The sequence below is a fragment of the Streptomyces atratus genome, assembly GCF_900119365.1.
Lineage (GTDB): Bacteria > Actinomycetota > Actinomycetes > Streptomycetales > Streptomycetaceae > Streptomyces > Streptomyces atratus_B.
Window position 1 is genome coordinate 1 of the sequence record NZ_FPJO01000019.1, and the last position, 11,899, is coordinate 11,899.

Annotated in this window: 13 protein-coding genes; 5 read left to right on the top strand and 8 right to left on the bottom strand. The window is 70.7% G+C overall.

What is annotated here, in order from left to right; genetic code table 11:
- Both BT364_RS26580 and BT364_RS26585 read left to right on the top strand, forming a co-directional pair.
- Positions 1-178, top strand: a 178-nt coding sequence (locus tag BT364_RS26580) for a transposase (RefSeq protein ID WP_177328237.1), incomplete at its 5' end; no start/stop codon positions are given.
- A 165-nt stretch (positions 179-343) separates the two neighbouring features.
- Positions 344-745 carry an RNA-binding S4 domain-containing protein gene (locus BT364_RS26585; protein WP_072487762.1) on the top strand — a complete coding sequence of 134 codons (402 nt, stop codon included), beginning with the start codon at positions 344-346 and terminating at the stop codon, positions 743-745.
- A 19-nt stretch (positions 746-764) separates the two neighbouring features.
- Here BT364_RS26585 and BT364_RS26590 read toward each other — a convergent pair whose 3' ends face one another.
- From BT364_RS26590 to BT364_RS26600, 3 genes are all read right to left on the bottom strand, one after another.
- Positions 765-2,687: an FUSC family protein gene (locus BT364_RS26590; RefSeq protein WP_072487763.1), complete on the bottom strand. Its 1,923-nt coding sequence runs from the start codon at positions 2,685-2,687 to the stop codon at positions 765-767.
- Between the two features lie 135 nt (positions 2,688-2,822).
- The gene (locus BT364_RS26595) at positions 2,823-3,773 is read right to left on the bottom strand and encodes an NADP-dependent oxidoreductase (RefSeq protein WP_072487764.1); all 951 of its coding nucleotides are present in this window, start codon (positions 3,771-3,773) and stop codon (positions 2,823-2,825) included.
- A 115-nt stretch (positions 3,774-3,888) separates the two neighbouring features.
- Complete coding sequence (locus BT364_RS26600) at positions 3,889-4,785, bottom strand: hypothetical protein (RefSeq protein ID WP_072487765.1); 897 nt, start codon at positions 4,783-4,785, stop codon at positions 3,889-3,891.
- Positions 4,786-4,899: 114 nt separating this feature from the next.
- Here BT364_RS26600 and BT364_RS26605 point away from each other — a divergent pair, with 114 nt between their 5' ends.
- Entirely contained in the window at positions 4,900-5,310 is a 411-nt protein-coding gene (locus tag BT364_RS26605; protein WP_072487766.1) for a hypothetical protein, read from the top strand.
- 92 nt (positions 5,311-5,402) lie between these two features.
- Here BT364_RS26605 and BT364_RS26610 read toward each other — a convergent pair whose 3' ends face one another.
- The 3 genes from BT364_RS26610 to BT364_RS26620 form a co-directional block, all read right to left on the bottom strand.
- Entirely contained in the window at positions 5,403-5,825 is a 423-nt protein-coding gene (locus BT364_RS26610) for a universal stress protein (RefSeq protein ID WP_072487767.1), read from the bottom strand.
- A 119-nt stretch (positions 5,826-5,944) separates the two neighbouring features.
- On the bottom strand, positions 5,945-6,616 hold the full coding sequence (locus tag BT364_RS26615; RefSeq protein WP_072487768.1) for an FMN reductase: 672 nt from the start codon (positions 6,614-6,616) through the stop codon (positions 5,945-5,947).
- A gap of 5 nt (positions 6,617-6,621) precedes the next feature.
- On the bottom strand, positions 6,622-7,710 hold the full coding sequence (locus tag BT364_RS26620) for an LLM class flavin-dependent oxidoreductase (RefSeq protein ID WP_072487769.1): 1,089 nt from the start codon (positions 7,708-7,710) through the stop codon (positions 6,622-6,624).
- A 154-nt stretch (positions 7,711-7,864) separates the two neighbouring features.
- On the opposite strand from BT364_RS26620, the gene BT364_RS26625 reads away from it, so the two are divergent.
- On the top strand, positions 7,865-8,005 hold the full coding sequence (locus tag BT364_RS26625; protein WP_256260242.1) for a DUF6126 family protein: 141 nt from the start codon (positions 7,865-7,867) through the stop codon (positions 8,003-8,005).
- A 123-nt stretch (positions 8,006-8,128) separates the two neighbouring features.
- Here the strand turns inward: BT364_RS26625 and BT364_RS26630 are convergent, their stop codons facing one another.
- The gene (locus BT364_RS26630; RefSeq protein WP_072487771.1) at positions 8,129-9,556 is read right to left on the bottom strand and encodes an FtsW/RodA/SpoVE family cell cycle protein; all 1,428 of its coding nucleotides are present in this window, start codon (positions 9,554-9,556) and stop codon (positions 8,129-8,131) included.
- A 555-nt stretch (positions 9,557-10,111) separates the two neighbouring features.
- Here BT364_RS26630 and BT364_RS26635 point away from each other — a divergent pair.
- Positions 10,112-11,251 (top strand): Fic family protein, encoded by a 1,140-nt coding sequence (locus tag BT364_RS26635; protein ID WP_072487772.1) that lies wholly within the window; start codon positions 10,112-10,114, stop codon positions 11,249-11,251.
- A 21-nt stretch (positions 11,252-11,272) separates the two neighbouring features.
- Here the strand turns inward: BT364_RS26635 and BT364_RS26640 are convergent, their stop codons facing one another.
- Positions 11,273-11,872 (bottom strand): SMI1/KNR4 family protein, encoded by a 600-nt coding sequence (locus BT364_RS26640; protein WP_072487773.1) that lies wholly within the window; start codon positions 11,870-11,872, stop codon positions 11,273-11,275.
- Positions 11,873-11,899: the final 27 nt, after the last annotated feature.

Genomic DNA, 11,899 nt, shown 5'->3' on the forward strand with positions numbered 1-11,899 from the left:
CGGCGAACTGGCCACTGCCGAACCGAAAAAGCTCCGCTACCGACTGCTGCACGTCGCCGCCCGCCTCACCCGAGGCGGGCGGCGCCTCCGCCTGCGGATATCGGCGACCTGGCCATGGAGAAACGAACTCGCCGACGCCTTCCATCGCCTTGCCGCGCTGCCCCGACCAGCCGGCTGACCGACAACCCCCTGCCCGCCCACGACCCGAAGGACCCTGGAGAACCCGACCACCGCGCCGGGCCTCCGCCATGCCCAAACAGCCAAATCACCTCGCCCACCCGGCGGCTGACGATCAGCGACGACTCATCACCCCAACCGAAACGGCGAGGCTAGAGTCGGACACATGGTTTCCGGTGAGGCGCCGCAGGCGGAGGGCAGCGTTCGGGTCGATGTCTGGATCTGGTCGGTCCGGCTGACGAAGACCCGTTCGCAGGCCGCTGCCGCCTGCCGCGCGGGTCATGTGAAGGTCGCCGGTGAGCGCGCCAAGCCCGCCCAGGCGTTGCGCGTCGGCGACGAGGTACGGCTCCGGCACGCCGGCCGCGACCGGATCGTGGTCGTGTCGAAGATCGTCAAGAAGAGGGTCGGCCCTCCGGTCGCGGCGGAGTGCTTCATCGACAACAGCCCGCCCCCGCCGCCGCGCGAGGCGGCGATCCAGGTTCCGGTACGGGACCGGGGCGCGGGCCGGCCGACGAAGCGGGACCGGCGCGAGATGGACCGGCTGCGGGGGGACGGCCCCACCGGGTGACCGCCCCACCGGGCAGGCCCTACGGCTGGGGCGAGGCGATCGCCCGTGCCGCCGCCACCTCCTGGCGCAGCGGAGCCAGTACGCCCTCCTCGTCGCCCGGAAGTTCGGCGCGGACCCCCACCAGGACCTCGCTCGCCCGGATCCCGTCGGCCAGCTCCCGCAGCTGCCGCCGGATCTCCGCGACCTCCGCGGGCGGCGGCTCGGGTGCTCCGTGGTTGACGCGGACCCGGGCCGCCGTCGTCGCGTCCACGATGCGTTCGACCGCGACGACCAGCGGCCACCAGGCGGCGGCCCGGGTGCCGACCGGGGGCGGCTCCGTCAGGGCGCGCTGGAATTCGGAACGTACGGCCGACAGATCGCGGTAGATCCGGCGCCGGGCCCGCACCCGTTCCGCCCGGTCGCCGGAGCGGCCCGGCTCGAAGGCGTACGCCACGTAGTCGGCGGTGTCCGTCACCGCGTCCGCGAGCCGGTGGCCGATCCGTACGTGCCAGCTCTCCGGCCACAGCAGATAGCCCGCCACCAGCACGATCGCGCAGCCGATCAGGCTGTCCAGGAACCGCGGCCAGACCAGGTCGAAGCCCTGGTGGTTCAGCAGGTCGGACAGGAGCAGGATGACCGGGGTGATGGCCGCGGTCTGGAAGGCGTAGCCCTTCGCCGTCAGCGCCGGGATCAGCGCGGCGAGCACCACCATCACCGGCACGTCCCACCAGCCGATCGGCACCGCGGCGAGCACCGGTGCGGCGACCACGAGACCGGCCGCGGTGCCCACCGAACGCAGCACGGCCCGCGAGAACACCGAGCCGAAGTCCGGCTTGAGGACGAACGTGACGGTCAGCGCGACCCAGTAGGAGCGCGGCACCGGGATCAGCGAGGTCAGGGCCTGGGCCAGGCCGATGCACAGGGCCAGGCGCAGCCCGTAGCGCCAGGAGGCCCCGGAGAGCAGCACGTCGCGGGTGGCCCGCCGGATCCGTACCCCGAGCACGGCCGGGCGGCCGAGCCGGTCGTCGACGTTGTACGGGTCGGGGTCGGCCTTGTGCACGACGACCGCCGCGTGCCGCAGGGCGCTGTCCACGGCCCGGGTGGCGGGTGATTCCGGTGCGGGCAGGGCGAGTTCGGGGCGGCCGGTGCGGCTCTCCTCGACGGCGGCGGCCAGTTCGCGTACCGCCGCCGGGATCTCGTCGGGGAGCGGGCACCGGCGCACATGGACGGCGGGGGCCGCCTCGACGAGCGGGATGACGACATTGAGCTGGGCGAGCAGCCGCACCATGGCGTTGCTGCGGCCGTGGTAGCGGGCCCGGCGGGCCAGGATCAGGTCGTAGGACGTGTTGAGGGACTGGGTGACGGCGTGCCGTTGGTCCTCGTACGCGTCGGTGCCCGCGGCGGCGAGCAGGTCGGCGACCGCGAGATAGGTGTCCGCGACCGCGACCCGCTCCGGGAGCTTCCGGCGCAGTGGCCAGGCCAGCAGGGTGAGGGTGAGGACGAACAGTCCGCCGACCGTGAGCAGCAGCGGCGCCACCCACCAGGGTTCCGGCATCGGGAGTCCGGCGCCGACCACCGCGTTGAGCAGGAGGAGCAGCCCGGACACGGAGGCGACGGCGCCGATCGTCGACATCATTCCGGAGACCAGGCCGACCAGGGTCAGCGCGGCGACGGCCGCCCAGCCGGTTCCGTACACCAGCGTGCCGAGCATGACGCCGAGCGCGCCGAAGAGCTGCGGTACGGCGATGTTGAGTATGCGCATCCGGTACGCGTCGGCGGTGTCGCCGATGACGCCGGAGAGCGCGCCCATGGAGACGAGCGCGCCGTACGCGGGCCGGTCCAGCGCGAAGCCGACGGCGAGCGGCGTGGCCAGGGAGACGGAGGCGCGCACGACCGCCGCCCAGGCGATGGGCGTGGACGGCTGCGGGCGCAGCCCGCTCAGCAGCCAGGGGGGTGGCGTCACGCGGCGTCGTCCGGACGCGGCCTCGGTATCGGTCAACGCGTCCCCTTGAATCGTGCGAATCCCGGCATTGTTCGAGCCGTACCTCAACGGTACGCAGCCGTGACGGCTCGTCCGGGCCCGGACCCGTCCGGGGGCTCAGAGCACGATGACGGTCTTGCCGCGGGCGCCGCCCGTCCGGTTCCGGTCGAGGGCCTGCGGGGCCTTCTCCAGCGGGAGTTCGATGTCGACGGGCACCCGGAGCACACCTTCGGCGGCGCCCGCGGCCAGCACGTCCAGCAGGACCGGGGTGGGTTCGAGCCGGAAGTCGATGCCGGTCACGTCCGTGGGCAGGGCGGCCCCGGCGGCGACGCCCCGGGTGGTGAGCGCGATGCCGCCGGGGCGGACCAGCGCGGCATGGGCGGCGAAGGAGTCCGGGGTGGTGGAGGCCAGGTCGACCAGTGCGTCGACGCCGTCCGGGCAGCTCTCCTGTACGGCAGCTTCGAGGGGGCGGTCGGTGATGTCGATCGTGACGGCGGCGCCGAGTTCCGTCATCCGCCTGTGCTCGTCGCCGCGCACGGCGGCGATCACGCGTATGTCGCGGGCCGAGGCGAGCTGGGTCAGATAGCTGCCGACGCCGCCCGCCGCACCGATGACCAGCAGGCTCTCGTGGCCGCGGAAGACGGCGGTCTCCAGGATCTGGGCGGCCGTCATCCCGGCGGAGGGCAGTGCGGCCGCGGCCCGGAGGGGGAGGCCGGGCGGGACGACGGTGATGGCGGAGTCCTGGGGCACGGACACGTAGTCGCAGTACGTGCCGCCTCCGGCCGCGTTCGGCCGGGCGACCCGGCCGAAGACGTGGTCGCCGACCCGGAAGCGGTTCTCGCCGCCGCCGATCATGTCCACCCGGCCCGCGAAGTCCACGCCGATGACCATCGGGAACACGCGCGGTGCCGGTCCGTCGTCCGGCGAACCCTGCGCGGCCTGCCAGTCGGACGGGTTGAGCGCGGCGTACTCGATCCTGACCCGTACCTCTCCGGCCTCCGGCTCGGGCTTGGGCATCTCCACCAGTGCGGGGTCGGCCCGGAACGCGCCGACGGCTATGGCTCGCATGCGGAAGACCTCTCAGTCGCCCCCGATCCGGCAGTCACGACATCCACTCTTCCCCGGCCCGCCCGCCGCCGCACGTCGAGCCCGGAGCGCCCTTGTCATGCGGCGCCGTGCCGGGTCATCCCGTGCCCGGCGCGGGCCGTCCCCGGGCCGCCCACAGCCGTACGAGCACCGCGCACAGCGCCACCGCCAGCCCCGCCGCGAACACGATCCACACCGTCGTGCGCAGCGAGCCCGTCAGTGCGTCGTACACCGCCGCCGCCCCCGCCGTCTCGCTGTCCGGAACCTCGGACAGCACCCGGCCGCGGGCGTACGCGACCACCGCGCGCAGCACGAGCGCCCCGAGCGCGAAGCCGAGCCCGGCCACGGCGGTGGCGGAGAGCGCCGCGAGCCCGGACCGCCTGTGCCCCGGGCCGCCGCCGCGCGCCCAGGCCACGACCGCGGCCAGGACGGCGACCACGAGCGTGCCCACGGCCGGCCGGACACTGCCGGTCCGCAGCAGGTGGAAGGTCTGGCGCAGCTGGTCGGCGCGGCCGGCGGAGATGAGCGTGATGTCGGTGTGCTGGACCGGGATCCGGTCGGCGAACGGGACCCCGTTCTCCTCCAGATTCTGTTTGATCCGTTCGGTCACGGGCGCCAGATCGATGGTCACGGCCTCGCCGGTGTTGCCGTTCAGGGCGGTGGTGACGGCCTCGTGGGCGGTGCGGTTGGCGGCGTTCCACGCGTCCTGGAAGGCGTCGGTGGTGGTGAAGGACAGCACCGCCTGGTGCAGGAAGTCCCGCACGGTGTCCTGGAGCGGTCCGGCGTCGATCTGTCTCATCGCCCCGTCGGTGATGAGGTCGGTGACGGTGCTCTGCACATCGGGGTCGGAGGCGAGCGGGGCCACCGCGTCGACGTAACGGTCCGTGTTGTCGATCTCCAGATCCACCCAGGCGGACAGCGCGCCGACGGGGACGAGGACGGCGAGCAGTACCAGCAGTACCGCCGAGAGACCCGCCGAGAGATACGTCCGCACCCTCCCAGGGAATCCCGCGGACGGGCGCCGCGCCCCGGGCCGTACGCCATCCGAGTTGCCGGGCGGCGCGGCCGGGTGTGCCCTGGAAGGAAGTCACGGAAGGAGAACTCCGCCATGTCCACACACGCAGCAATGCCGGCTCGCGGACGGTCCGGGCCGAGGGCACACGCACGCGGGCACAGCGCGCTCTCCTGGGCGATACCCGTCACGCTGGGTGCGGCGTACGGCCTCTACGCCTCGTTCGTCCTCCGCAACAACGGCGCGAGCGGCTACCGGCAGTTCTGGTACGGCCTGATCACGGCGGTGGTGCTCGCCGTCCTGTGCTTCGCGCTGGGCCGGATCCAGCGCACCATGCTGCCCCTGGTGCGGGCGGTGGCCTACGGCGCGCTGACGTCGGCGGCGATCGGGCTGCTGGTCGGGCTGACCGATTCGAGCGTGCTGCGGTCCTCGGCGTTGGGACTGGCGGTCGGCCTCGGCATGTTCATCACCGCCTTCTACATCTTCTACACGCACGAGCGGACGTGAGCCCCACGTCGGTGTGACGCGAGGGCGGGCCCGCACACGATCGGTGCGGGCCCGCCCTCATGTCCGCGGCCGGTCCGCCGGCCGGTCCGTCGTCAGCCGCGTACGACCGTCACCGGGCACGGTGCGTGCTGGGTGACATGGAGGCTGACCGAGCCGAGCAGGGTCGCCTTGAGGCCGCTGTAGCCGCGCGCCCCCACGACGAGCAGGCTGGCTCCCTCGGCGCGGTCCAGCAGGGACTGGGCCGGGTTGCCGATCACCACGATCTTGCTGACCGCCGCCGCGCCCTCGGCGCCCAGGGCCTCCTCCAGCGTCTCGGTGAGGGCCACGGTCGCCAGGGCCTGCGGGTCGAAGTCCTCCGGCATGCCGGGCATCATCGACGCCCAGCTCGTCGCGGGGTACTCCCAGCTGTTGACGGCCTCCACCGTGTCACCGGTCAGCTCCGCCTGGCGTACGGCCCAGTGCAGCGCCTTGACCGACGACTCGGAGCCGTCCACGCCCACCACGATCCTGCCCATCACTGCCTCCAGCTCGGTTCGGCTCAGTGCGCGGATGCGTCGTACGAGACGGGCTCGCACGACGCATCTTTCGGTGTAACTCTAATCAAACCGGCACAGGGCTTCCGGCGGTGGGTCCCTCAGTCCAGGCGGAGGTCGGCGAGCTGCTGCTCGAAGGGCACGACCTCGTCGTCGAGCCCGAGCGTCCTCGGCGCCCCGGACGCCGCCCGGCCGCCCGTGATCATGGCGGCGAGCTCGCCGCCCGCCCGCCGGATGCGGGACGGCAGGCCGTCGGTGTACTCGTCGCCGGAGGAGCCCCAGTCCTCCGAGGCCGCGTACACGGACGTCGGTACGACGGTGGCCCGCAGGTAGGCGAAGAGCGGACGCATCGCGTGCTCCAGGACCAGCGAGTGGCGGGCGGTACCGCCGGTCGCCGCGATGACGACCGGCTTGCCGGTCAGCGCCGTGTTGTCGATCAGGTCGAAGAACGACTTGAACAGCCCGCTGTACGAGGCGGTGAACACGGGCGAGACGGCGATCAGCCCGTCCGCCTCCGCCACCTCCTTGACCGCCGCGTCCAGGGCGGCCGGCGGGAACCCGGTGACCAGGTGGTTGGCGATGTCGACGGCCAGGTCACGCAGTTCGATCACCCGGGTCTCGACCGTGCGGTCCTGCTCGGCCAGCAGGCGCTCGCGGGCGGCACCGGCCAGCCGCTCGGCCAGCAGCCGGGTCGAGGACGGGCTGCTCAGCCCCGCCGACACGGCGACGATCCGCAGGGGTTCGGTGGCGAATACGCCGGACGTGGTGGACACGGTGGTCAGGCCTCCTTCGTGGCGGTGCGGGCGGCGACGGCCGGGTGGACGGGCGCGGAGTCCGGGACCCCGGCCGGACGCAGCGCGGCGAACTCCTTGCGCAGCACCGGGACGACCTCCTCACCGAGGATGTCGAGCTGCTCCAGGACCGTCTTCAGCGGCAGCCCCGCGTGGTCCATCAGGAACAGCTGGCGCTGGTAGTCGCCGACGGCGTCCCGGAAGGACAGGGTCCGCTCGATGACCTCCTGCGGAGAGCCCACGGTCAGCGGGGTCTGCTGGGTGAAATCCTCCATGGAGGGCCCGTGTCCGTAGACCGGTGCGTTGTCGAAGTACGGGCGGAACTCCCGTACCGCGTCCTGCGAGTCCTTCCGCATGAACACCTGGCCGCCGAGGCCGACGATGGCCTGCTCGGCGGTGCCGTGCCCGTAGTGCGCGTACCGCTGCCGGTACAGGTTCACCATCTTCTTGGTGTGCTCGATGGGCCAGAAGATGTTGTTGTGGAAGAAGCCGTCGCCGTAGTAAGCGGCCTGCTCGGCGATCTCCGGAGAGCGGATGGAGCCGTGCCAGACGAACGGCGGGACGCCGTCCAGCGGGCGCGGGGTCGCGGTGAAGGACTGCAGCGGCGTACGGAACTTGCCCTCCCAGTCCACGACGTCCTCGCGCCACAGCTTGTGCAGCAGGGCGTAGTTCTCGATGGCGAGCGGGATGCCCTGACGGATGTCCTTGCCGAACCAGGGGTAGACCGGACCGGTGTTGCCGCGGCCCATCATCAGGTCGACGCGGCCGTCCGCGAGGTGCTGGAGCGTCGCGTAGTCCTCGGCGATCTTCACCGGGTCGTTGGTGGTGATCAGCGTCGTGGACGTGGACAGGATCAGGTTCTCGGTGCGGGCGGCGATGTAGCCGAGCGTGGTCGTCGGGGAGGACGGGACGAACGGCGGGTTGTGGTGCTCGCCGGTGGCGAAGACGTCCAGGCCGACCTCCTCCGCCTTCTGCGCGATGGCGAGGGTGGCCTTGATCCGCTCGTTCTCGCTCGGCGTCCTGCCGGTCGTGGGGTCGGTGGTGACGTCCCCGACGGTGAAGATCCCGAACTCCATGGCCCGCCTCCGTTTGGTTGAACTTTGAACTATGTGAACACACCCTACAACGGAGGACCCCCCTGACCTATTCCAAGGGGGCCCCGGGCCGGTGCGTACCCTGGACAGGACGTGCGGACCGGCCACGGACCGCGCCTTCGACGGAGGCAGGGCAGTGAGCGGGAGCGGCGGCGAGAGCGAGCGCTGGAAGGAGCGCGGCGTGGCCCTGCGCGTCTTCGTCTACGTCTTCGCCACGCATCTCTTCGCGGGCTTCATCTGGATCCTGTTCTACGTTGGCGAGCACGCCAAGAAGTGAACTGAGCGGGGGCGGCCCCCGGGAGGTGGCGGCGGGGCGGGATGGCGCGCGGATCGGTGATCCGGCGCCATCGCACGAACCGGCGTCATGGCACAGCCGTCGCGATCCGGCGCAGGGGTTTGTTCACGGATGCACCACCTGGGTCATCTCGGCGTCTGGGTCGGGGGCGGGGTCGGCCGCAGGGCGGCGTGCGGTGTCGCTGATGCGGATCAGGATGCCCACGAGGGCCCAGTTGGCGATGACGGAGGAACCGCCGTACGCCAGGAACGGCATCGTCATACCGGTCAGCGGGATCAGGCCCATCACACCGCCGGCGACGACGAAGACCTGCAGCGCGAACGCGCCCGACAGGCCGATGGCGAGCAGCTTGCCGAACGGATCGCGGGCCGCGAGGGCGGTGCGTACGCCGCGCTCCACGATCAGGCCGTAGACCAGCAGGATCGCCATGACGCCCGTCAGGCCCAGTTCCTCGCCGAAGGTGGCGAGGATGAAATCGGAGTTGGAGGCGAACCGGATGAGGTCGGAGTGCCCCTGGCCCAGACCGGAGCCAAGGGTGCCGCCGGAGCCGAACGCCCACAGCGCCTGCATCGACTGCTCGGAGTGACCGGCCACGCCCTGGCGGCTGAGCATGTACTCGCGCATGGGGTCGAGCCAGGCCTGGACACGTTGTTGGACGTGCGGCTCGAAGGAGGTGACGCCGACGGCGCCGGCCGCGGACATCAGCAGACCGAAGACGATCCAGCTGATCCGCTCGGTGGCGGCGTACAGCATGATGACGAACATTCCGAAGAACAGCAGCGACGTGCCGAGGTCGGTCTCGAAGACCAGGATCAGGATCGAGAGGAACCAGACGACCAGGATCGGGCCGAGGTCGCGGCCGCGCGGCAGGAACAGGCCCATGAAGCGGCGGCTGGCCAGGGCCAGCGCGTCGCGCTTGACCATCAGATAGCCGGAGAAGAAGACCGCGAGCGCGATCTTCGCGAACTCACCGGGCTGGATGCTGAAGCTGCCGACGCGGATCCAGATCTTGGCGCCGTATATGTCGGCGCCCAGTCCCGGGACCAGCGGAAGAAGCAGAAGGAACAGCGCGCTCACCATGGATATGTAGGTGTAGCGCTGCAGGACGCGGTGGTCCTTGAGGAATAACAGCACCACGATGAACAGTGCGATACCCATCGCCGTGTACATCAGCTGCCGTGGCGCGGCGGTGCCCGCCTGCTTGATCGACTGCAGCAGTTCGGACTGGTCCAGCCGCCAGATGACGACCAGGCCGAGCCCATTCAGCAGCGTGGCCAGCGGCAGCATGAGCGGGTCCGCGTACGGCGCGGACTTCCGTATGACGAGATGGGCGACGCCGGCCACCAGACCCAGGCCCAGGCCGTGGCTCAGCAGGCCGGACGGCAACTGGTCATCGATGGCCAGGCCCACGTTGGCGTAGGCGAACACCGGGACGACAACGGCGAACACCAGCAGTGCGAGTTCGGTGTTGCGCCGGTTCGGCGTGCCGATCGTGGACGTGTGGTGCGTCGATGTGTTCGTAGTACTGCTCATCGTGTGACCGAGCCCTTCACGGCTTGCCTGCTGCCTACCGCACAGCGAGACGAATTCCTGCCCTTTCTCCGAGGGGCCGGGCCCGGAGCGGGTGCGGTAGTGCTCATGAACGTGGACGGCGACATCGGTACCGACGGATTCGGCGGCGCTGTGGCCTTGGCTTTCGCTTTAGACGTGAAGGAAGCGTGTGCGGTTCCTGTGGTACCGCCGACCTGGCGCCGGCGCCTTCCTGGGGTCGAGGACAACAGCTACGTGGAGGCCGAGCGCCCCGAACGCTTCCGCGCCGCCCACGCGGCGGCCGGCGTGCGCGGAGTCGGGCTGGAGCAAGGCGTTCGACGAGGTGCTGGGGCAGGTGCAGGACGGGCGGGCGGGGAGCCGTGCGACCCGGGGACGATGTGCACGACCGCACCGGCCCAGTACGGGTTCGGCGACGCGGCCCGCTTGCCTCCCTGCTCGGATACCGCCTCGTCCTGTGCCGACGCGGGTGGTCCAATTCCTGACGGGCCGCGAGGGTGCACCGAGCGGGGAATGATAGGAACTGGGTATCATTGCGTCATGCTGTACGAGATGTCGCGCCTGGACTCGGCCGACCTTCAGGTCCTGGAACAGATCAACGGCCTGCGCGAACAACTGCGCCATGCGGTGCAGCAGGCTCCGATGAAGTGGACGCTTGATCTGCGCAAGGCCCTGACGGCCAGTGCCATCGCGGCGTCGAACACGATCGAGGGCTACAGGGTCGATGCCGTGGACGTCGCCGACCTGATGGACGGCGAGCGCGAGGTCGAGGCCAGTGATGAGAACAAGGCGGAGACTCTGGCCTACCAACAGGCCATGACGTACATCCAGTCGCTGCACGACGTGAGCGATTTCCGCTACAGCAAGGAACTCCTCAACGGCCTGCACTGGATGCTCCAGGGGCATCACCACCCCCGCAAGCTCGCCGGGCAGTGGCGCAGGACCTCGATCCGCATCACCGCACCGGGCGACGAGCTCGCCACCGATTACGAAGGCCCTGACCAGGAGCGGGTTCCCGGGCTCATGGGCGAGCTCGTGGACTGGCTCAACGAAGGCGACCCGGACAGTCATGTCCTGCTCCGCGCAGCCATGGCCCACCTGAACCTGGTGAAGATCCACCCGTGGTCCGACGGCAACGGCCGTATGTCCCGCTCGCTGCAGACCCTTCTCATCGCACGCGGCGGTGTTCTCGCCCCCGAGTTCTCCTCGATCGAGGAGTGGCTCGGCATGCCGGGCAACACCTGGGAGTACTACAAGGTGCTGCGAGAGGTCGGAGGGCCGGTCTGGTCGCCGGAGCGCGACACCTTGCCCTGGATCAAATTCAACCTGCTCGCCTACCACCAGCAGACCCAGCGGGTGCAACGTCGTGTCGACCGTTCCAACGACTGCTGGATGCAACTGATGGACGAGACCGGCACACACGGAGTCACGGAGCGGCAGGTCACCGCGCTGCACGAGGTGGCCATGGTCGGCCGGGTGCGGCGCAGCCGGTACGAGAAGGCCGAAGCGATCAACACGCAGCAGGCCACGCGGGATCTGCAGGCACTCACCAAGGCGCAGCTGCTTACGGCCGTGGGCCGGACGAAAGGCCGCCACTACGTCGCAGGCCCGCGGTTCCCGGAGCGGGTGCTGGCCACCGCGCGTCGGCATCACACCATCAGCAACCCGTACGCCACATGATCTCGTGGCGCCGCATGACTCCTAGCCCCAGGGCTCGCCCGTGGACGGGTCCAAGCCGGCGTCCCAACGCCGTTTCCGTTCACGCCAGTTGATGAAGGAAGGCTCTTCCGGGAGGGTGACGCTGATCGTCTCCTCCTGGAACTCTTCGTCGGTGAGCAGTCTGTGGAGGAACTCCGCCATCCCGAAGGAGTGGACCTGGAAGGCGGGGCTGGTGTGCCGTCCGCACACCAGCACGGGCCAGCGGTCGGGGTCGTCGCCCGTGGTCAGCCAGCAGTAGATGTCCGCACCGGTGGTGACGCCCCAGGCCAGGATGGAGCCGGGGTCCACGTCGAGGGCGGCTCTGCCGCCGAGCATCTCCCAGGTGCCGCGGGCGTTCTCGGTCTCGTCGCGCAGTCCGTTCCAGTCCGAGTAGACATCGGGCCGCGGCACCGGCAGCAGGATTCCGACTTCCCTGCTGACCTGCCCTGCCCCGTACACCTCCATGAAGGCGACGTAGTCGGCCGGGAACCGGGTCCCCCAGATCTCCTCGACCGCACTCCAGTCGATCCGCTCGTCCACGCCGTGCCGCGTCGGCACGACCTGTGCGAGCGCCGCTATTCGAGGGTTTTTGCCCACTGTCATTCTTCCGCCTCGGTGTATCGGACCGCT

Coding starts and splice junctions, on each gene's coding strand:
- BT364_RS26585 (WP_072487762.1), top strand. CDS start 344: ATGGTTTCCGGTGAGGCGCCGCAGGCGGAGGGCAGCGTTCGGGTCGAT.
- BT364_RS26595 (WP_072487764.1), bottom strand. CDS start 3,773: ATGCGAGCCATAGCCGTCGGCGCGTTCCGGGCCGACCCCGCACTGGTG.
- BT364_RS26605 (WP_072487766.1), top strand. CDS start 4,900: ATGTCCACACACGCAGCAATGCCGGCTCGCGGACGGTCCGGGCCGAGG.
- BT364_RS26610 (WP_072487767.1), bottom strand. CDS start 5,825: ATGGGCAGGATCGTGGTGGGCGTGGACGGCTCCGAGTCGTCGGTCAAG.
- BT364_RS26620 (WP_072487769.1), bottom strand. CDS start 7,710: ATGGAGTTCGGGATCTTCACCGTCGGGGACGTCACCACCGACCCCACG.
- BT364_RS26630 (WP_072487771.1), bottom strand. CDS start 9,556: ATGAGCAGTACTACGAACACATCGACGCACCACACGTCCACGATCGGC.
- BT364_RS26635 (WP_072487772.1), top strand. CDS start 10,112: ATGCTGTACGAGATGTCGCGCCTGGACTCGGCCGACCTTCAGGTCCTG.
- BT364_RS26640 (WP_072487773.1), bottom strand. CDS start 11,872: ATGACAGTGGGCAAAAACCCTCGAATAGCGGCGCTCGCACAGGTCGTG.